The 19497-nt window shown below is 56.9% G+C and carries 16 protein-coding genes and 1 pseudogene; 8 read left to right on the top strand and 9 right to left on the bottom strand.

Annotated elements, in window-relative coordinates; all coding sequences use genetic code 11:
* Window positions 1–206: 206 nt before the first annotated feature.
* Entirely contained in the window at window positions 207–1133 is a 927-nt protein-coding gene (locus BDD21_RS26350) for a tyrosine-type recombinase/integrase (RefSeq protein ID WP_120800333.1), read from the top strand.
* A gap of 131 nt (window positions 1134–1264) precedes the next feature.
* Entirely contained in the window at window positions 1265–1504 is a 240-nt protein-coding gene (locus BDD21_RS26345; protein ID WP_120800332.1) for a WGR domain-containing protein, read from the top strand.
* Window positions 1505–2074: 570 nt separating this feature from the next.
* Here BDD21_RS26345 and BDD21_RS26340 read toward each other — a convergent pair.
* The 4 genes from BDD21_RS26340 to BDD21_RS26325 form a co-directional block, all read right to left on the bottom strand.
* Window positions 2075–2722 carry a hypothetical protein gene (locus BDD21_RS26340; RefSeq protein WP_120800171.1) on the bottom strand — a complete coding sequence of 216 codons (648 nt, stop codon included), beginning with the start codon at window positions 2720–2722 and terminating at the stop codon, window positions 2075–2077.
* A gap of 327 nt (window positions 2723–3049) precedes the next feature.
* A complete protein-coding gene (locus tag BDD21_RS26335) occupies window positions 3050–3715 on the bottom strand; it encodes a ThiF family adenylyltransferase (RefSeq protein WP_120800170.1) in 666 nt (221 codons plus the stop codon).
* On the bottom strand, window positions 3624–3962 hold the full coding sequence (locus BDD21_RS26330; RefSeq protein WP_120800169.1) for a hypothetical protein: 339 nt from the start codon (window positions 3960–3962) through the stop codon (window positions 3624–3626). The genes BDD21_RS26335 and BDD21_RS26330 overlap by 92 nt, the downstream gene beginning before the upstream one ends.
* Window positions 3962–4489 carry an NYN domain-containing protein gene (locus BDD21_RS26325; protein ID WP_170164965.1) on the bottom strand — a complete coding sequence of 176 codons (528 nt, stop codon included), beginning with the start codon at window positions 4487–4489 and terminating at the stop codon, window positions 3962–3964. The genes BDD21_RS26330 and BDD21_RS26325 overlap by 1 nt, the downstream gene beginning before the upstream one ends.
* Window positions 4490–4717: 228 nt before the next feature.
* Here BDD21_RS26325 and BDD21_RS26320 point away from each other — a divergent pair, with 228 nt between their 5' ends.
* Entirely contained in the window at window positions 4718–5968 is a 1251-nt protein-coding gene (locus BDD21_RS26320) for an ISL3 family transposase (protein WP_120800167.1), read from the top strand.
* Between the two features lie 195 nt (window positions 5969–6163).
* On the opposite strand, the gene BDD21_RS26315 is transcribed toward BDD21_RS26320, so the two are convergent.
* The 4 genes from BDD21_RS26315 to BDD21_RS29095 all read right to left on the bottom strand — a co-directional run bounded on the left by BDD21_RS26315 (window position 6164) and on the right by BDD21_RS29095 (window position 10220).
* Complete coding sequence (locus BDD21_RS26315; protein WP_120800166.1) at window positions 6164–6400, bottom strand: hypothetical protein; 237 nt, start codon at window positions 6398–6400, stop codon at window positions 6164–6166.
* 252 nt (window positions 6401–6652) lie between these two features.
* Window positions 6653–8770 (bottom strand): AAA family ATPase, encoded by a 2118-nt coding sequence (locus tag BDD21_RS26310; RefSeq protein ID WP_245970034.1) that lies wholly within the window; start codon window positions 8768–8770, stop codon window positions 6653–6655.
* A gap of 169 nt (window positions 8771–8939) precedes the next feature.
* Window positions 8940–9830, bottom strand: coding sequence for a hypothetical protein (locus BDD21_RS26305; protein ID WP_147431238.1), 891 nt, complete (start codon window positions 9828–9830; stop codon window positions 8940–8942).
* Window positions 9831–10088: 258 nt separating this feature from the next.
* On the bottom strand, window positions 10089–10220 hold the full coding sequence (locus tag BDD21_RS29095) for a hypothetical protein (RefSeq protein ID WP_281269200.1): 132 nt from the start codon (window positions 10218–10220) through the stop codon (window positions 10089–10091).
* Between the two features lie 1794 nt (window positions 10221–12014).
* On the opposite strand from BDD21_RS29095, the gene BDD21_RS26300 reads away from it, so the two are divergent.
* The 4 genes and pseudogenes from BDD21_RS26300 to BDD21_RS26280 all read left to right on the top strand — a co-directional run bounded on the left by BDD21_RS26300 (window position 12015) and on the right by BDD21_RS26280 (window position 17045).
* Complete coding sequence (locus BDD21_RS26300; protein WP_120800164.1) at window positions 12015–13397, top strand: PqqD family peptide modification chaperone; 1383 nt, start codon at window positions 12015–12017, stop codon at window positions 13395–13397.
* Window positions 13397–13756: a YkgJ family cysteine cluster protein gene (locus BDD21_RS26295; protein WP_120800163.1), complete on the top strand. Its 360-nt coding sequence runs from the start codon at window positions 13397–13399 to the stop codon at window positions 13754–13756. The genes BDD21_RS26300 and BDD21_RS26295 overlap by 1 nt, the downstream gene beginning before the upstream one ends.
* Before the next feature lie 1781 nt (window positions 13757–15537).
* Window positions 15538–15860: pseudogene (locus tag BDD21_RS28960) on the top strand (transposase); the annotation flags it as partial.
* A 420-nt stretch (window positions 15861–16280) separates the two neighbouring features.
* Window positions 16281–17045, top strand: coding sequence for a hypothetical protein (locus BDD21_RS26280; protein ID WP_120800160.1), 765 nt, complete (start codon window positions 16281–16283; stop codon window positions 17043–17045).
* Window positions 17046–17854: 809 nt separating this feature from the next.
* On the opposite strand, the gene BDD21_RS26270 is transcribed toward BDD21_RS26280, so the two are convergent.
* Window positions 17855–18310 (bottom strand): hypothetical protein, encoded by a 456-nt coding sequence (locus BDD21_RS26270; protein WP_147431237.1) that lies wholly within the window; start codon window positions 18308–18310, stop codon window positions 17855–17857.
* A 428-nt stretch (window positions 18311–18738) separates the two neighbouring features.
* Here BDD21_RS26270 and BDD21_RS26265 point away from each other — a divergent pair, with 428 nt between their 5' ends.
* Entirely contained in the window at window positions 18739–19380 is a 642-nt protein-coding gene (locus BDD21_RS26265) for a BRCT domain-containing protein (RefSeq protein WP_170164964.1), read from the top strand.
* Window positions 19381–19497 lie beyond the last annotated feature (117 nt).

The following is a 19497-nucleotide window of genomic DNA, read 5'->3' as shown; positions in this document are numbered from 1 at the left end:
TCTGCACGTCGAGCGTGCGTTCGACAGCATCCGAGCATCCTTTCTGAAATCTGTATTTCAGTAAGTATGTCTCTGGCGCATGGGCACCGAAGGGGGCGGTATCGACCGGGCGGAGTAGGGCACCGCACCGAGACGCGAGCAGCCGGGTAGGGACCGCATCGACCCGCCCTCATCGAATAGCACTGTGAATCATAGGCTTGGACAACGTGGACACGACTGACTACTGGACCGCACGCAAGGACTTCCTCGACGACCTGCGTTACACGCGCGGGGCCGCCGCAGGAACCTGCGCAGGCTATGCGTCGGATCTGAAGCTGTGGGGTGACTGGCTCGACGAGCTGAAACGCGACTGGCGCGATTGCAGCCACGTCCAGGTCGAGCAGTGGATTGGCTGGCAGGCCCGCGAGAGGAAGGCCAAGCCGCACATCATCGCCCGGCGCGTGTCGTGTCTGTCGTCCTTCTACAAGTGGGCGAAGAAGCGCGCGATGGTCTCCAACGATCCCATCTATCTGACCGACAAGCCTAAACGCCCGCAACGTCTGCCGATCTGGCTCGATCGGGACGAGCAGGCGCGCCTCCAGGCGGTCGCCGCCGACATCGAGAACTTACCCGACAACCTTCACGGGAACGCCCGTCAACGGATTCTCGATGCGCGGCGACGTCACGGCATGTTGTTCTCGTTGATCCAGCAGTCGGGTTTGCGGATCTCAGAGGCGCTGGGGCTCAAGGTCAAAGATGTTCGTATGATCAACCGCTTGGCGAAGTCGGTCCGCGTGGTCGGCAAAGGGGACAAGGAGCGGGTGGTTCCCTTGCCCGAGGCCTTCGGGACGATCTTCGGGGAGTGGATCGCGGATCTGCCGAAGGATGCTCATGTCTTCGCGAAGGCTGTCGGCGAGGGTCCACCCAGCCCGGTGGCGGTGCGCCTGTATCTGCGGCGCTTAGTCGAGCGTGCCGAGATCGACAAGCGGGTCACACCCCACAAGTTGAGGCATACCTATGCAACCCGGCTCCTCGAGTCGGGGGCTCAGTTGGTCGATATCCAGGCCCTGCTGGGCCATGTGAGCATCTCGACCACCCAGATCTACACGCACGTCGGCGAAGAGCGCATGGCGGATGTTGTCTCTAGGCTTTAGAAACAAACGGTTACGGAATATGCGCGCTCCTACGCGATTTTCGTGGCTCTCAGCCCACGCGAAACCGGTTTTATGCGCGTAGCACCACCGGGAATGGATAGTTTTTGACCGCAGGCGAGGAGGGTAGGGGGATGCATCGTTGGGTCAACCCGGAGACGGCACGGTACTATCAGGCTGACCTGGTCGAGGATTTACTCGGGGGTTGGTCGGTGGTCACGGCTTGGGGTGGCTTGGGGTCGAAGCTCGGGCGGATGCGGACTGCTTGGGTGGAGACGAGGGAGCAAGCGGAGAGGCGATTGGAGGAGATCGAGAAGCGGAGGAGGGCGCGGGGCTATCTACCCGCTGATGTTCACAACAAATGGGTCATGTAAAGGAAGTCGCTTGGGAGCGATTCCGCAAATAGACAATTATGTTCGTCCTGACCTGGATAGAGCAACGGGATCACGAGTACCGCCGTGGTCTTTTCGCAGCCGGGTTAGGCGCCGTTGAAGACCTTTCATGCGCGCCAGAAAAATCAGCGAGAGCGATGGCCTACGATTCCGATAACGACGTCGAGGAAACGAAGGCTCTTAAGGTCGAATAGGGCCGGACTCGTGTGTATTGTAGCTGGTCACATTGAGATTGGAACCTAGACGGACCCCGTCACTTTGCGAGTGGAGGAGCCCTGCGCCGCGATACCATCAACGATTCTTTTTTGAGAAGGGATGCGGTCCTCTGCCGAGGACACCGAGGTGATCACGGCCAGCAGCCGCTCAAGCCCCGGCCGGACGACAAAAACAAAACATCCTGACGTGTTCTGCAGGAATCAGCAGATTGCTGGCTTGAGAGTAGTGCCCTGCGCTGAGGGGAATCGGCGAGAGCAGGCAGGAAATGGAACAATAAACTTACGCTAAGATACTAATTTAATTTTTAAATTTTTGATAATTTTGTTATATCGAGTTTTATCGATTAAGTAACGCTTCTAATTCTTCTCTCATCATTTTGATAACATAAGACTTTGCTTGCGACACAGGTTTCTGTTCAAGATGGAGTTCTGCCGCGATATCTTGTCCATCGGTCATGCCACTTAACAAAAGCTCCCGGACGGACTCCCGAATCCCTCCTCCCTTGCTCTCACTCTTTGAGATGCGGACCGTTTTACAATGCAAGAGCAGCTGCTCTGCTTGAATCTCGTCGACTGGATCTTGCTCGTACCCCAGAAAATCCATTTCGCCACCCAACACCATCGGGTTAACCCATTGTCCTCCGTAATGGTTATCCAGTACGTCCATATGTGGAAGAGGCACTTCCAAATCGTGGGGTTTCGGCTGTTCCTCGGCAGTACCTTTCAGCCGCTTCTTCTCCGCGTACTCTTGACACTTCAAGTAATTCGTGTTTTTTAGGTACGCTTTCCTTTGCTCTGCGATTACGGTGGTGATGATGTCTTCGACATACCCGTAATGAACTGAGCCGTTTACGATCGATGCATGCCGGAATTTCCAAACCCTTTCGAAAACATCCTGATAGAAATCCTCGTTAGCTGCTGCCGAGAAGCCTTGTTTTCTGGCAACATTCTTAGCGAATCTCTTGACTTCACCAAAATATCCCATGGACAGTTACCTCTTAAGTAACTGCCTGCCCTCGCCGATTTGTTAAAGATCTAGCCATCCTTGAATTCCAAATGGCTAAGCTGGATTCTGAAACATCCCGTATCCGGTGTCAATAGACACTTGGTGCAAAATTCTCTTGACTAGAGCATTCGGATCCACAGATCTCGCAGTTGAGATCAATCACTATCCGATCCCGTAGATACGTCTGGCCGGATTGGAGATCGACCTGCACAAGGTCGCGTACTCCGATGCCAGCAGCTCGCCTCTGAATCTAGGTAGCGAGCATCCCTGAGGCGGCCGCATTCAAACCCATCACAGCGGGCGCGGCTACATCAGGCAAGTAGCCGGCGTTGACGGCTTGTGCTGTGACATCCCCTCCTGCGTATGCGCGAGTCGACCGCTGCAGAGCGGGCAAAAGCGGCCGATCTCCGCGCCGGTCACCTCCGCGCGTAGACCGACAATCGAACCGTCAGCTCCGAGCGCGATATCGGTTCCGGCTTGCAGATATTCCCGGCCTGAATCCATTGCCAGCTGCAGGGCCATGGTCCAGCTCAGCTCATTGTCGGTTAACGCGAGGATCAGATCGCATCGCGACAAGGTGCGTTGGGCCTCGACAGACTGATAGACGTCGAGGGGGTAAGCCGAAACTTCCGCGGTGCAGCCCAGGCTTGAAGCGATGGTGCGGATCATCCGCTTTCCGATTTGGACCTTGAGCATCCCGAGGTCGCGATGGGTGACACCAGGCAACCTATTGAGGTTGGTGGCTTCGATGGTGTCGGGATCAACGAGCACGAAGCGGCGAAAGCCTGCGCGCGCCAATTGCTCCGTCGCCAGCATGCCCAAACCTCCGACTCCGACGATACCGACGCACATCCGTTCCGCAGAACTCCGCCCGGCAAGGTCAGTCCCCGCAGGCGCAGCCCCATCCTTCGGGACTCGGCTCCGGGTCGCCGACTCCTCCGAACCCGGAGCGGCGCAAGCCGTCGAGCTCATCGCGAAGCGCCGCGGGGACGGGCTGGCTGCCCTTGACGACGCGCGGTCCGGCGGAAAAGGTGTCTCCCGGTTTCATCTCGACCTCCGCATCCTTCACGACCTGTCCCGAACGCACCCCATTGTCGACACCCGATCGATACACGGCCTCGTTGGGGGCAAGCTCCAAGAGCGCGGCCAACTCGTCGCTGCGAATCCGCCCGTAGCCGGTCGCCCGAACAAAACCCAGCTTGTCGCCGTTCAGACCCATCAGCGGTTTCCTCCAACCTGCTTAAGAACGGTATCGAGATCGATCACGGAATAGGCGGCCCGGCGCAGATCGCTCGCGAGCATCTGGGGACGCGCCAGGACCTCGGTGCGAATCCCCTCGTTGCGCAGCTCCCACACCATGGGCGCGAAGTCGCCGTCTGCTGCCGCGAGTACCAGGAAGTCCGGCCGCAGCCGCAGCGCCAGCGACAGGGTCGTGATCACCAAGCGTTGGTCGTCGGACTGCTTGAATCCCCCATCGGTCAAGCGCTTGGCAGGCGCCCGGACCACGCGTGCTCCCGCGTCCTCCAATGCGTGTTTCTTGCGGGTGAAGTTCACCTTGTTCGTTGCGATCGACTCCGGGTTGTCCTCGGCGACCCGCTCGACCAAGGTCACCAGGGTCTCGATGAGATCGACGCCTTCACCAGCGACGAGGTTGCGGACCGATTGGACCGGAAAATATTGCTGACCTAGGTCTCGTGCGACGATCTCGCAGGGGGTCAGATCAATGGCAAGGATCTTCTTGATCACGGATAATTCCTCATGACGAATGGTTAAAAAAGACTTGGCGATATGGGTAAAGACTCAGGAACGCTCGATTTTTCGACCGCTGCCGCTAAAAAACGGCGGCAGCGGCCTCCTATGTGTAGTTTCGGCTCTCCCGGATCTCAGGGAACGCCAAGTTTAGTAAAATCAGTGTTCTACGCAGCCAATCTTGGTAAACTTCCATTCGAACGCTTTTAACTCAATGGAAAACCGATGATTGACCAGAGCCAACTCCTGCGCCTGCTCGGACTGCCGCAGATCGCCATCGACCGCGTCGAGATCACGGACGCCGCTGTGCTGGAAATTCATGTGCACAGCACCGAGGAGGGCACGCAGTGCCGGAGCTGCGGCCGATACATCACCGAGCCGCATGGACTCGGTGAAGAACGGCGGTTGCGCCATCTGTCGATCTTCGAGCATCGCACTGAAATCGTCATTCGGCCCAAACGGTATCGCTGCCCCGATTGCCAGGATCATCCCACCACCACCCAACGAGTGGACTGGTATGACCCGCGCAGCGCCTTCACCCGTGCCTTCGAACACAGCCTGCTGCGCGCCTTGATCAACAGCACCCTCGAAGACGTCGCTCACAAGGACGCCGTCACCCCGGAACACCTCGAAGGCATCCTCGATCGCGAGGTCCCGAGCACAATCGATTGGACGACGCTCCCGGCGCTCCCCGTGCTCGGGCTCGACGAGATCGCCTTGACCAAAGGCCACGGCAATTTCGTGGTGATCGTCAGCGCCAGGGTCGAGGACACCCTGAGCATCCTCGCCGTGCTCAAGGACCGTAAGCGCGCGACCGTCGAGGCGTTTTTGCGCACGATCCCGAAATCCTTGCGGCGCACCGTTCGCGTCGTGTGCACCGACCTGTACAGCGGCTTCATCGGTGCGGCCAAGGCCGTCTTCGGCACGCACGTCGCCATCTGCGCCGATCGCTTCCATGTTGCGCGTTTGTATCGCGACGCCGTGGAGACGTTGCGCAAGACAGAACTGCGCCGGCTCAAGCGCGACCTGTCGAAAACCGAGTACGGCGGGCTCAAGAACGTCCATTGGATCCTGCGCAAGCGCGAATCCGACTTGAGCGCCGAGGAACGGCGGATCCGCGCCCGGTTGTTCGCCTATTCCCCGCAACTCGCGCAAGCCCATGCCCTCAGCCAAGCCCTCACCGAGGTCTACGACATGCCCCTGTCCAAAGGTCAGGCCAAGCGCAAACTCAGTGGCTGGATGCGACGGGTCAAGAACGCCGAGATGACGTGTTTTCAATCCTTCCTGAAAACGTTGCGCCGTCATTGGGACGAGATCACCAATTATTTTACCGAACGACACACGAGCGGTTTCGTCGAAGGTCTCAACAACAAGATCAAAGTATTAAAACGGCGGTGCTATGGCTTGAGCAACCTGCGCCGGCTCTACCAGAGGGTGTACCTCGATCTGTGCGGTTATCGGGTTTTCGCGCGCTGATCAATGAAAAACAACCGCTTAAAAATGGCTTGGACGGGGTGCGTCCAGCGATATTTTCAACCAACGTGTTCGGTCAAAATGACTACAACGTCATGTTTTTAAATATTTTAGCGCTTTCCCTGAATTCCGGGAGAGCCGTAGTTTCTTAACTTATAGATTTATAATCAGTGACTTATATATCGTTCTCTCGTCTATTCAGCGTCGCTTCGAGTCGATTAGCCCTCGCCCCTGCTGCGCGAGCCGACGGATCTGGGCGCGGAGTTGCTTGACGACCTTGAACTCGGATGGCGAAACCGGAATCGGGGTGAAATCTTGCGACCGCTCACTGCGCAGACGCCAATGCTTGCTGCCCGGTTCCAAACAGAGCCAGGGGTATTGCTTCAGTGCCCAGCGAACGAGCGCGCGGACATCCGGATTGGTCGAAACCATCATGGTATTGCTCCTGTAAAATGCTGCGACACCGTGATCGTCGACTGCTGCAAGATGCTTGATCGACGACACGGCAAGGCGGATGCAGCGGACCGCCTTGATAGAGAAGACGCTGGAGAAGACCTTTTTTCGACTGGCAGTCGCTCGATGAACGCCGGGCCATTGGGTCAGGTACTCCAGTTGCGAACCCTGTTATGGGTAAAGACGCGCGAGCATCCCGTTTTTCGACCGGCTGCTATCGACGAGGCGACGCGCCTATAGATCCGCCATGAACCCAATGGGTCGGACAAGCGCTTGCTGGACTGCGGTCAACTCGGCGACCAAGGCATCGAGCAGGCGTTGCGGCATGAGTGGCTCTTGGGTCAGACGTTGACGACGCATCACCGTGGCGAACGTGCCTGGCGTCAAGCCATCGAGCGCAGCCAGCCGGTTCTGCCAGATGGCAGGTTGCGTCAGACGTGAGCCTGATTGGCGCAGCGTCGCCTTGAAAAGCGGCCACGCCTGTTCAGGGCGGAGATAGTCGAACCGGATCTTCAGATCGAATCGCCGCAAGGCCGCTGAGTCGAATGACTCAAATAGATTGGTCGAGGCGATGAACAGCCCGTCGAAGGTTTCGAGCTGAACCAAGAACTCGTTGACCTGCGTGACTTCCCAGCTTTGACGGGCGGAACGCCGATCGCGGAGGAAACTGTCGGCTTCATCGAGCAACAAGGCTGATCCAGACTGTGAAGCTTCCTTGAACATCGCCGCGATCCGCTGCTCCGAACCGCCGAGGAACGGGGAGAGTAGATCCGAGGCTCGCTTGAATAGGACTGGTCGCTTGATCTTGCGAGCCACGTAAGCCCCGAACGCGGTCTTGCCGGTTCCAGGCGGACCGATCAGACACAGACGGCCGCGCGGATCGCGTTGGAGGCCCCGAACCAGCGCATCGAGATCCTGATCGGCGTTGAGGCAATCAGGCAGATAGGCGAGCGCGTCGACCGGGTTACGCGAGGGCAGGCATCCCTCGCCGATGGCGTTCAAACTGGCGTTAAGCAGGGTGTCCAATGCCGCTTCGCGATCGGACACGCGGCGATACCCCGCCGTCGCGACCGTGCGTACCGCTTGGCACAACAAGGCAGGCGAAAGCCCAGGGTGCGCTGCCGCCCGCGCGCACCAATCGGCGGAGACCGACAAGGTCCGCGTCCGGTAGGTAATCATGCGCTTGCGTACGGATAGCGGGGGCAGACCGACTTCGATGACCTGTGTAAAGCGTCGCAAATAGGCTTCGTCGAATCCTGCCAGGCCGTTGCACACCCAGATCGTTGGGAGGGGGTTGGTTTCAAGCGATTCGTTGATCCACCCCTTGGTTAGGTCGGAGTTGCCTAGGTTGATGCTGAGTCGGGTGGGGAGGACATCCTCGACCTCATCGAACAACACGATTGCGCCCTCCCGTCGGGCGAGCACGTTCTGCGCAAGCCGATAGGCACGCAACCGCTTGGCACCATCGAGCGGATCACCCTGCTCGTCCGCGCAGGGCACCGCATAGAGTGCCATGCCAAGGGTTGCCGCCAAGGCGCGCGCTAACTCCGTCTTGCCGCTGCCGGGTGGCCCATAAAGCAACAAGTTCGTCCCGATGGTATTTCTACGAAGACACGCTTTCAGCGTTTTCCGGGCCAACCCGACAGGCTGGCACAGGTGCGGGTAGTCACGGAGTGTCAGCGTCGGCGCGGATGCGGGTGTCACCCAACGGGCGAGCAAGATCCCGATTTCATCGCCACCGGTACAAAGCGCCTCGATCACCCCAGGGAGCAATTCGTAGTGTTCGTGCAGCTTCCTGCGCTCATCGCGCTGAATCGTCATCAACCCGGATCGGAGCAAGATCCCAGTGGGCGCAAGTGCTGCACGCATTTCCTTTTCACTGGTGCTCAAGAGCGGTGCACAGATCTTCACCAACCCGACGGCATCGACCTCGCCGAACCCTTTGGACGCCAGTTTCGCGAGACACGGACGCAGATGCAGCAGAGTGGCTAACCCGAGCAACCGCTGTTCGGTGGTCGAAAGCCCGACATGACTCGCGAACTGTTGGAGGCTATCGTCGAGCGGTGGGCCGAAGCGGCCGTCGAAGCGGCCGACTTCGCCTCGCCGGGCCGTCAATTGCCGAAGGACTTGGTCCGGTTGAGCCGCGTCGGCCAACAACTCCTGCAAACCCAGAAATTGCCCTAGTCGCGGTCTTGATGGGGTGTGTGGAAGCGCATTGAGAAAGCGGGAGATGCCGCCGCTGTCGAACAGCAGACCCAAAGCCAAGCGAACCACGGCCATCTCATCGACCGCTAAGGCCGGCTGAAACGGATGATCATGCTCGTCGAAACCAACGTCGAACGTTTCAAGCATGGCGGGGATTAACTCCTGAGAAACGGGTGGGCTTAGGCCGGTTATTACGGGTTGGCCACTTCTTGAATGTTATAGCCTTTTCGAGGAGGGTAATCATATTGAACGCTGGTTCCATCGTGCCGCTCCGCAGTTTCGCTACGATGGAACTGCGATCTAACTGCCGATGTAACTAGACGATCACACCCGCTTCTCCAGGAAGCAGGATCGGCGCATTCTCTGAGCAAGGTTTAATGTACAGACCCAAACGATAGAGTCGATTCCAAATCTGATCGCGCCTTTTCGGCGACAAACGCCGATCGATCAACTCTTGGATGACGGAAATAAAGAGAAAATCGTCGGTGTCCATCACCATGCGTTTTTGATTCCCGAGGTCCAAGTGGGCTTCGTAATCGTTCTGCTCGTGCTCGTAGAACTTCCAACACTGACCGCTGCGCTTGTCGCGAATCTTCAGCCCGGCCGGCCATGCCAAACTCTGCTCACCGCATTCCCTCAGAACGGCGGCCTGTTGCTCCGCATGTGCCAACGCCTTGGGATCCCCCCGGACACGCAGCCGCCGGAGTCGATCATCGAATGTCATGCAGTCGGAAAGCATCACGACTTCGAGTTCGAAGGAGGGCGTTTCCTGCGCCATCGCGATGTAGATCAACTCGACATTCGCCAGCATGTCGTAGACGACATGTGCGACAAGCAATGTGAGGAGCACGGACCGCCACAGTGGGTCGCCATGCAGCAACTCCTGCGCGACCAGCAGGGTGAGCAAGAGAACGTAGACCAGCAGGATCGTGTTGACCCCGAGTGGACTGATCAGATTACGAAGGTGATGCATGCCCACATAGCCACCCACAACGACCCTCGGATAGAAGCGAGTGAAGATGAAGGTCCGAAGTCCTTCGATCGATGAATCCTTATATTTACGCTTCAGCTTGAACATACGTGAGTTCCAGAACAGTACGAGATTGAGAACCTGTGCTCGTCGGTAGAGACGCTGTAGGCGGATGATTATCGATTTAATTAACCTACAACGATCAAAAGACAGCAGCGAGCATGTACGCTCGACCATCCCTGGTCAGACACACCCCTGTCGCCTGGCGGCGTAGCCCTCGAGGCTATCGGTAAGGTTGGAGCGCCTTCGCCGTTACTGCGTCTTCACCTTGTCACGGGCGACAAAGTGCCGACCATCACCGGGTTTCCGGTCGGGCGAGGTCTTTCATGGCATCTGTTGTTGTCGCCAGTTCGCCTGCGCCCAGGCGGGCGCGCAGGCGCGGCTGAAGGGAAGAGGATGCAACCGGTTTGCTCGGTTAACCGACCAGACGGCGAATCAGTCGTCCCCTCCGTCATCTTCGTTTTCACGCTCATCGATGAGATCGTTGATTTCGTCGTCCAGGCTGCGGTAGTCAGGATCCTCTTCTGGGAGGCTGTAACGATGGGTCCATTCTGAGTATTCGGACATGGGTAGACTCCTTTTTTGGGGGAACGGGTAGATTTGCGTAGAGCTGTTCTGCTCCCCAGAAGATCAGCTCTCACTATGGTAGTACGGCGCTGCGCGGGATTTTTCGACCGCCTGTTTGCGGATAATTTTAGAAGGCGTTAGATGGCTGGAGGAATCGCGCGGCGGCGACACAACTGAGAGGCGGGGCCGCAAGTCCTGGGGAAGCCGCCCATGTGCCTTTGCCTTGCATGAGTAGGCCGATTGGAGTCGGTGCGGTCCGGGGCGAGTCAGGTAGCCTCGAACGGATCGAGTGCGACAGAATGGCTGGGTGAAGGCTCTCTGCTGGCTGGAAACACGTGGCTCGAAGCTTCCCGGAGGGCGAATCCGGCAACTCGAATCGCTTGCCGAGCTGAGCTTCCGTGCCGGGGGACTAGCCCGGCGACCTGATTGCAAGTAACGATCTGAAGGGACGACGATGCCTGCCTGAGAGCGGCTGGGTTTGAACGAGGCAGAGGAGCATATCGCTATCGTGCCCAGATAGCGCGTGCAGGAACCTTCATGGTGCGGAAGCGGCGAAGGAAAAGGGACGGTCTGGCTCGCAAGACAGGGCGGCTTGGTCGTGACTAACGTTTTTCGCGATCGGTCTATCTGTGTTTGCTGCGCGGACGGCACCTTCGGCCAAGAGATGCGGGCTTATGGCCCTGTTGTTTAGGAGAGGCGCGGTAGCGCCGCGACGAGGTTGCCAAGCATCGTGGGCAGCCAAGCGATCGTCTCTGCCACGACAGTGACATCCGGATGGTCCGGCTCAGTCGTCGTGGCCAAACAGGCTCATCGGGTGAAACAGCACCCAGACTATGCTCGGAAGTCTTACCTCGTCGTAGATACCCGCCCGAGCAGTTCTCTTTCCTCACCTTTGCGAGGATGCGCTTTACGCCACGGTCGACCGTGTACGCATCTGGCCGGGCGTCGGCGTTGAACGCCTCGATCGCCGCCTGCGCTTCTCCTTCTTCTGCCGCTCCAAAGCGGTCGCACTGCGGGCTCCTATCACGGGCGCGGGCGGGTTCGGACAGGACGGCCAGTGCCGCCCGATGCCGACGACAGTTCTAGATCGACCGGTTGAATGATGACCCCGCTGACCGCTAACCGTTATCGTGAGGAACCTGCCCGCCAAGATCGATAACGATCCGCAAGGGCACCCGTACGGGCAATTCTGCCGTCACTCGGCCCCCACTCGCCCTGGTGCAGCGCGGCCGTGATTCCAAGACGTCGCAGATCGGCACGCAGATCAGTTTCGCAGCTCACATAGATGGACTGGCTGATGTCGCCTAGGAGCTACGGCTTCCCTTTGAGGTGACCGTCAGGCGTAAGCGTCAACCCAGCGAGTACGGGCGTCGTGTAGGCAGGCTCGACCACATACCCCACTATTGCCCCCATTTGCGGGGACATTTCGGGGCAGGGCGCGAGGGCGAGTTCTTGACCGCCGTCAGGCAGACTCGAAAAATATTGTCAAAAATATACGGCGCGTCGTAGAAAAAATGCAAGAAATCTACTTTACTTGCAGACACTCCATACCACGAAATATAAATTGAAATATTAGAATTGCTATCGCTGCCGACTCAAGCTGAGGTTTTCAGCTTTGACCTAGGAGGAAGCAGTGAGAGGATTCTTCAGGATTTTTGCCAAGGGCATTCATGCAAAGCATGGTAAAAACCCGCGACATTGACGCGCAGCCCAAGATTGATTTCAGGACCAGGAAAGTTCAGATACACGCTTGTGGATATTAATTGATGATCCATTTGTCTTTGGGTAAATATAATGAGCACGGATTTCTTATTACGCCCGCTTTTCTTTAATAAGACAGACTATGTTTTTCGCGATATTGGTGAAATAATTCTTGCCGTGAATCGGGAGAACAGGCAATTCTTTAAGTTTGAAGAAACAGCCGCCGAGATATTCCGGCTCATAGAAAAAGGGCTTGAGGTTTTTGATATCTCACGTGAAGTATGTAAGGCTTACAATTGCGATGAAATGTTTTCTGAGGTTAAATCGGACGTCGAAAACTTCGTTCTGGAACTGGCTGCTCTTGGCATTGTCGCGGGAGATAATCAATGGAGCGAATTAGAAACGACAGAAACTACAGTCGCGGTATCCAGGCAAGGAACTAGCAGCATAGACGAGAATGAGGTAATCGATTATTTTTCCTCAAGAATGATTCCGTATTCGGCCACTTGGGAAATAACCAGTTTATGTAATTTGAAGTGCTCTCACTGTTACTGCGCCACTCCGGGTCTTGGTGCCTGGACGGTAAATAAGGCGAGAACAGCATTAGAAGAAATGATGGCAATTGGTGTTATAGATATAGAGTTCACTGGTGGCGAATGCCTGGCACATCCTGATTTCTTTGAGATCCTTTCGCTTGCTTACGACAGAGGCTTCATTATTTCCATACTCACGAACGGATCTCTCTTAAGCGATGAGCGAGCAAAGCTTATAGCCGACGTTAAGCCTAGAAATGTCCAAATATCCGTCTATTCCCTACGTGACGGCATCCACGATGGCATCACGCGCACTCCAGGAAGCTTGCAGAAGACATTGAAGGCTATCGATTCGCTTCAGTCATTCGGGATACGACCGACGATTGCGTGCCCATTAACCAGGATAAATAAAGAATCTGTCGATGAGTTGCATGCCTGGGCAACAAAGAAAGGGCTAGAGCTTAAATTCAGCGTCAAGCTATCAAAGAGCGAAAACAACGAAAGAATTCCTGAGCAATTGCGCATCCAATCTCGTGATTTCGATTCCCTGCTGTGGGACGCAAGAGTGAACCCATACCTTAGGGACGACATAAGAACTTTAAGTAGAGTCGATAAAAGCACACGGATGATTTGCCAGGCCGGATTCAGAAATTTTTCTTTAGATGCTTACGGTAACTTGTTTCCATGCAATTCATTGCGTATGCCATGTGGAAACATCATAAGTGAAAGTTTGTCACATGTATGGAAAAACTCTTCCAGTCTGGCGCGATGGCGAAAGGTCACTATAGACGATTATCCAAAGTGTGCAAGCTGTGATGCGAAGGATGTATGTTCGCCATGCCCCGCGGACCATTTCTCTGACACAGGACTAATCGACGCGATAAGCCAACAAGACTGTTCGGTCGGCTGGAAAACATATTGTGCTTGGCGCGACCTTAAGTAATGGCAATAAAGCCTAACGTGACTGGCGGAGATTTATGCGAAGGCTGCGATTTTTGTTGCTCAAGTCTTGGCGTATGTCCAGTTAATGAAAATGATATTAGCAAAATTGGTCGTTTCCTTCATAAAAAATACGATGCTGTAAAGGAAGAGTTTGTTATTTTTGATGGTGTTGGTTTAATATTGAAAAGTCAGAGCAACGGAGCCTGTGTCTTCTTAAATAACCTAACTAAAAAATGCCTGATTTATGCCTGCCGACCGCAGGCATGCCAGACCTTTCCAGAGAAGGCGAAGATTACCTTCAGCCTCCTCAAAAAATGTCGCCTAGCGCGATACATCAGCAACCTTGACACTGGAGAGTGACATGAAAGTGTATGTTCGCCCGTTGATCCAACAAGGAATCTTACTTCCGACGATGGGACGTTGTTGTGCCGCGTATGGTGGAGATACCACGCGATAGCTAGTATCCAGCCCCCGGTTAACCGGGGAATTTCGAATGCCGGCCTCTGGGGCTCCTGATTAGCAAGGAGCTTACCGGGCTATCGCTTGTTTGCCGGGCTTTGTTCATAAGACCGTTGCGCCAGGCAAAGCCTGGAAGGAGAGGAAGATAGCGAACGGATAAGCCAATCGGAAACTCCTTTTTGCGCCCCACCGGGTGCAAGTCCCGAGCCGGTAAGGACTGGCCATCCGCCGGAACCGAGTGTTGCGTGGTGCGGGAGCGATCCCGCCTGCGAAGCGTACGCAGGGGGTGTGCAGGCCATGTGATGGAGCCCCGTTACTGAGTTCAGCGGAGCCGACGTATTCGGAACACCGGAAGGCAACAGTTTCGGCATCGTAACGGCCTGATGTCGAGACTCCGCCGGGGTCTGAGAGCAGGGCATGTACGCACGGGTCGTCCAGGAACCTGGGAGCGATTAGTTGTTCCTTGCCCGAGACGCGGCGCGGGCACCGCGTAAGAAGCCGCCCTGGCCTGTCGGCGCTGGTCCAGCCGACGGGAGCGAACAGGACCGACGGCAAGGTAGCGCCAAACGAAGGCAACGAAGTGCGGCGCGATGACGGCTGAGCAGTCAGAGTCGGCTGATAGTACCGCCGAGCGCGGGGAACTCGCCCCAGAGGACCCGTGGGAGGGAAGCGGCCGACCGGTCTAGGCAGCTTCTGGAGGGAACGAGGGCGCGGACATCGAGCCGCATCGTCCTCTCAACACAACGACAGAAGAGTGCGATCGAGACCCACGAGCAAGATGCCTCGTGGTGTCAGGGTGCACCACCACTACGGGGTGTAGCATCTGCTTAGCCTGAGGAGCCGGATGGCCGAGTTGGGCACGTCCGGATCTGTGGGAGCCGCGGGTGAGCAATCACCCGCGGCCACCCGGTGCCAAATTCGAATCCAGGACTGGGTGACTGATGTGAGGGGATTTGGCAGGACCCTTGAAATTTTATTACTTTGGAAGCGTAAGCTTACCGAGGGTTCGGAAAGATATTTGAAGATCCTGCCGCGATTGACTTTAGGCCAAACGAGGTCGTCGCGCTACCCGGAAGCTCAAGATCCGTCCTGGCGCTCAAGGCTTTCACGCAACCCTTCGGGATCGAAAAGCATACCCATCAGGGCATTGAACCGCAGATGCGATTGCTCGCATGCCATCCGCATGAAACGCTTACGTTTGTTTGTCACGGGCAGAGTCCTCTCGGCGTAGGGCCGTGTTTCGCTTTCGCGTCCTCTCAAGCCGCCACGCCTTCGCTCGACCCGAGTTACGGGGCGTCTACGCTCGTATGGGTGGCTCCGATTTCCAGGCACCACCGCCCGTTTCCTCGCTTCTTACATTCTTTCACGGGTGCCCACCTCCGGCGGACCGATGCTTGGATCTACCTGGTTACCGCATGTTGTCGATGTCAGGCTCGACACGGCCTCAGACCCTGGGGAGCATCCGCGCCGCTCGCCACTGCGCGACTCGGATTGTGGCCCGCCGGATTCATCACTCCGTCGGCACTCCCGACCAGCCTTCTTCGGGGCTCAATACCTTCAAGGTCGGCATCACCTATTACCTGTTGCACCTCGCCTGCTTTCGCGCCTAGGAGACTGTCCGACTTGTCGGCCCGGCCTTCGAGTACAATAGGGCTGGGTTGGCATCGACGAGAGCATGCAGCATGGCGGTGAACTTCGTGACGGTGGATCGGGAGACGCCGGACCGGTTCCCGGCTTCGGTGCACGAGTACCTGCCCGAAGACCATCTGGCGCGGTTCGTGGTGGAGATCGTCGATCAGCTCGATCTGAGCCAGCTGGTGGCGGCTTACGCCGGCACCGGCTCGCGGCCCTATCACCCGGCGATGCTGGTGGCGCTGTTGTTCTACGGCTACGCCACCGGCGTATTCTCCAGTCGCAAACTCGCATTGGCGACGCACAACTCGATCGCGTTTCGCGACATCTGCGCCAACACGCATCCCCCGACCACCGCACCATCGCCGACTTTCCGCGGTCTGCGTGCGGTGCAGGGCGAGTGGACGCTGGTGTGTCTGGGATGGAACCTCAAGCGCCTTTTTGCGCTTAAAGGATGAAAAAGAGGGCAAGATCGCGCGTTTTGGTGAAAACTACCCGCAACTGGGACATTTCAGGCTTCGCGGCTTGTTGTCTCTTTTTTGCCAATGCAGGCTCTCGGAACCCGATCCGGAACCTAAGTCGGACAGGCTCCTAGGCATCGACATCTCCGTTGCCGGAGACGCCGCAAGGCTCAGTACCCGGCTCGCGGCGCGGGATCCCACCCCGCTAGAACTTACGGCCTTTCCAGGCCGCACAATGACACAGGATTTCTGGAAATTTAATTCATCGCATTGAGCTTCCTTCCAGTCCGAAGGCATTTTATATTGATGATTTGCTATTTTTGAGGTGGCTAATGAACCCGCGATTGAGTTACTTTTTTCTGATTGCCTTTTCCGTTTTATTGTTTTGGATTTCGCTTCCTTTCGCTATTCAGTTTTTATCTGAATCGGACGCATTAGCTATTGCAAAAGTAATGGCTAAAGCAGGGCCGATTGGCGATGCCTACGGAGTGCTTAATAGTTTGTTTACCGGTCTGGCATTGGCGGCTTTGGTGTACGCGATTTTGATTCAATCAGCGCAATTGAAAAAACAAGAAGATAATCTTGATCTGTACAAGATGGAGGTGGAAAAAACCCTTGCCCATCTAGAGAAGGAAGACGACTGGAACAGGCTGAAGATAAAGATGGACGTTCTGCCTCACTTGTGCCAAAGAGTAGAGGTTCATCTTAGGGGAGCTTTCGGCGACGAACAAGTACCGGAAGGGTTTTGGCGGTCCGAGAATCAAATTAGTCGCTTGTCCGCTGATGTCGAGTCTAAATTGAACATACTAACCATAAACATCAAAACACAAGAAGAGAGCATTGCTAAACTCAAGCAGAAAATCAAGCAAATAGATCCATCGATAGCAGAGCTAACAACAGAAGAACTCATTGCTGAATTCGGCGCGGGAAGGTTAGTATTTAGACAAGAAGAAACGTCTCTTGGAGATGAAGAGGAAAGGCTTATCGGCATGAAAAAAGAGAAAGAGTCTTTACTGGTCTCTCAATCTGCTGTCGATCAATTGAAGATTTACGATCGGGATTTGGAGGAAGCCTATCAAAAAGCCAGTCGCGTCTGAATAGGAATTAGGTGAGAGAGGAGCCATGTGGTCAACCAAATCTGCTAATCCCACGGTGAGGAATTAGCTCTTTCTTGGTTGGAAGGTCATGGCTTCGGCATCGCGCACGGCCCCGACCTTTCTCCCGACGGGCCGTCGCCCGAGCGCAGCAGGCATGCGGAAGCGATTCTCGTCGATCGCTTGCTGCCTGATGCCAAGTCACCTGAGGCGGTCGCGGCGCTGCTGCCACACAATCTGATAATGGACGAACTCAAAAGGGAAGGGTCAAGCCGGTAGTTCGCCGAACGCTTATCCAGCGTCGCCATAAAAAACGGGGCCAGCGGCCCCGTTTGGAACGATCGGGCGCGGCCGACGCCGCGCCGCAGAGGCATCAGGAGCCGCCGAGGATGGCGTAGGGAACAAGAGGAATCAGGCAGATAACCACAGCCGTCCAAAAGGCACGGCGGTTCCAGGAATGCAGTGCTTCATCGCTCATCGTTGTCACCTCGATTGGTCGTTTGGTTGATGTTGGTGTGTCGTACCGACGATCGTGAATTTAGGAACGGTCCAGCCAGGTTCAACGAATACCGCAGACACTCCGTGGTATTTACCTAGTATTTTAGTTGGTCTTTATCGGATGTCCGACTTGAGGCTGACAAAGGGGCTCAAGACAGAGTAGGCGGAGCCAGGTGCGGTGTTGCTGCATGCCCCATCCTGTCGCGCGGCCTCTCCGTCCGGCGTGCAGTCCGAGTCCCGCTCCGGGTTGAGCAAGTCGACCGCAATGGGTTCCCGATGGCTGACCACAATCGAGGTAGTGCGCTCTTGCGGGGTCAGGTCCCGGTGAACGGAGCGATGCCCGGGCCAACCTCGCGGCGCGACAACCAGGCATCTACCTGCGGAAGGTAGCCCGCCACCCGCAGTGCCAGCCGCTCGTACTTGGCGAAATCCTCCCCGAAATCGGCAAAGCTGAAGCCCGCAAAGATGTCGTCCGGCGGAGCATCGCGCTCTTGGAGCCGTGCACGATCTGCGACTGGCAGATACGCGACCTCGAGCGACTCCTCGGGGATGACCGGCCCCCATGCGGTGTGCAGCGGTCCTCGATCTCTCCGGCTGAACTCGAGGATGAAGCTGCCGCCGTACTTCCAATACTGGATCGAGAGCAGATCCTGGGCGTCGTCCCGCAGCTGCATGAAGTGGATGGACTTGCCGACGAAGCCGGCCGCAGCGAGCGCGGTAAGAAGATGCTTAAGAAGCGCCTTGCGCATGAGATCGCCTTCTCGGGACACCTTGGATCCTCCGCCGTGGGGGTGCGGGCTCGTCGACCGAGCGATGATCACGGGCGAGAGCGGATCTCCCGAAGGGCCGGTAGATACTCAGAGGATCCATGAAATCCGCCGGCGGTCGTGCTTCCGCTTCTTATGCGGCAGGCTAGCACCCGAGGATATGGCGAACAATCGCGGGCCCTCGCCGCGGATGATGGACAACCACGGATCACACCTGGGCATCCCCTGACACGGACCCTGGACTCGCGTGACACGGGGTCGGCTCGATCAATGGGCAACGACTTCTGCATCAATCAACACTGTGGGTGCTATCCTTAGGGCAATGTCCGCGGACGGTGCCGGCGCCTGAAACGAGATACGGCACCGCGCCAGGCCGCCGGGAGAGACAGGAGAGATCATTCGGGATGATCGGTCAGACAAGGAGTGAAGCCATGCAGGATGAACATGGGCAACCGCCAAGCCGGTTCAGCCAATCACGCTTGAGCGATCGAGGTATCGACGAGCTCATCGGACTCTGCCGAGGCGTTCTCGCCGATGGCGTCTTGGCCGAGTCGGAGGTCCGCTTCCTCGCCGACTGGCTCGACCGACATCGCCATATTGCGGACCAGTGGCCCGCGGTCGTGCTGTACAAGCGGATTCAGGAGGTCTTGGCCGACGGGGTCATGGATTCCGACGAGGAGCGCGACTTGCTCGCCACCTTGCTGGATTTGACCGGGGCACCGGTCCTCGGTGAGTCGGCCTCCAGCATGTCGACCGCGCTGCCGCTCGACGACCCACCACCGACCCTGACCTTCGACGGCTGGACCTACTGCTTCACCGGAACATTCGCCTGCGGCACGCGCAGCCAGGTTCAGCAGCTGGCTCGATCGCTCGGCGCAAAGGTCTGCACGGCGCCGACCCTGAAGACCAACATCGTGGTGATCGGCTCCATCGGCAGTCGGGATTGGATCCACTCGACGCATGGCCGCAAGATCGAAAGTGCCGTCGCGATGCGGGAACGTGGGCATCGGATCGCGCTGGTTGGGGAGGAGCACTGGTATGCGACAGTATCAGGACTCGTTTCGAACGGATGAGCCAAGGGTGGGCATCGTGGTATGCGATGGTGAGGACCGAGCGATTCGGCCTTATCTGGGCTGCGGGATATAGCTCAGTCAATCTCTTGAACGTGACGATGTTCAAGGTCGCCTGCG

This window comes from Thiocapsa rosea, from assembly GCF_003634315.1.
Taxonomy (GTDB): Bacteria; Pseudomonadota; Gammaproteobacteria; order Chromatiales; family Chromatiaceae; genus Thiocapsa; species Thiocapsa rosea.
Note: the sequence above shows the minus strand (reverse complement) of the source record. Positions and strands in the feature narration are given on the sequence as shown.

What these genes read in the sequence shown, in the direction of transcription:
- BDD21_RS26345 (WP_120800332.1), top strand. Translation starts at nt 1,265, where the DNA reads ATGCATCGTTGGGTCAACCCGGAGACGGCACGGTACTATCAGGCTGAC.
- BDD21_RS26340 (WP_120800171.1), bottom strand. Translation starts at nt 2,722, where the DNA reads ATGGGATATTTTGGTGAAGTCAAGAGATTCGCTAAGAATGTTGCCAGA.
- BDD21_RS26335 (WP_120800170.1), bottom strand. Translation starts at nt 3,715, where the DNA reads ATGAGCTCGACGGCTTGCGCCGCTCCGGGTTCGGAGGAGTCGGCGACC.
- BDD21_RS26330 (WP_120800169.1), bottom strand. Translation starts at nt 3,962, where the DNA reads ATGGGTCTGAACGGCGACAAGCTGGGTTTTGTTCGGGCGACCGGCTAC.
- BDD21_RS26320 (WP_120800167.1), top strand. Translation starts at nt 4,718, where the DNA reads ATGATTGACCAGAGCCAACTCCTGCGCCTGCTCGGACTGCCGCAGATC.
- BDD21_RS26315 (WP_120800166.1), bottom strand. Translation starts at nt 6,400, where the DNA reads ATGATGGTTTCGACCAATCCGGATGTCCGCGCGCTCGTTCGCTGGGCA.
- BDD21_RS26310 (WP_245970034.1), bottom strand. Translation starts at nt 8,770, where the DNA reads ATGCTTGAAACGTTCGACGTTGGTTTCGACGAGCATGATCATCCGTTT.
- BDD21_RS26305 (WP_147431238.1), bottom strand. Translation starts at nt 9,830, where the DNA reads ATGGTCGAGCGTACATGCTCGCTGCTGTCTTTTGATCGTTGTAGGTTA.
- BDD21_RS29095 (WP_281269200.1), bottom strand. Translation starts at nt 10,220, where the DNA reads ATGTCCGAATACTCAGAATGGACCCATCGTTACAGCCTCCCAGAAGAG.
- BDD21_RS26300 (WP_120800164.1), top strand. Translation starts at nt 12,015, where the DNA reads ATGAGCACGGATTTCTTATTACGCCCGCTTTTCTTTAATAAGACAGAC.
- BDD21_RS26295 (WP_120800163.1), top strand. Translation starts at nt 13,397, where the DNA reads ATGGCAATAAAGCCTAACGTGACTGGCGGAGATTTATGCGAAGGCTGC.
- BDD21_RS26280 (WP_120800160.1), top strand. Translation starts at nt 16,281, where the DNA reads ATGAACCCGCGATTGAGTTACTTTTTTCTGATTGCCTTTTCCGTTTTA.
- BDD21_RS26265 (WP_170164964.1), top strand. Translation starts at nt 18,739, where the DNA reads ATGCAGGATGAACATGGGCAACCGCCAAGCCGGTTCAGCCAATCACGC.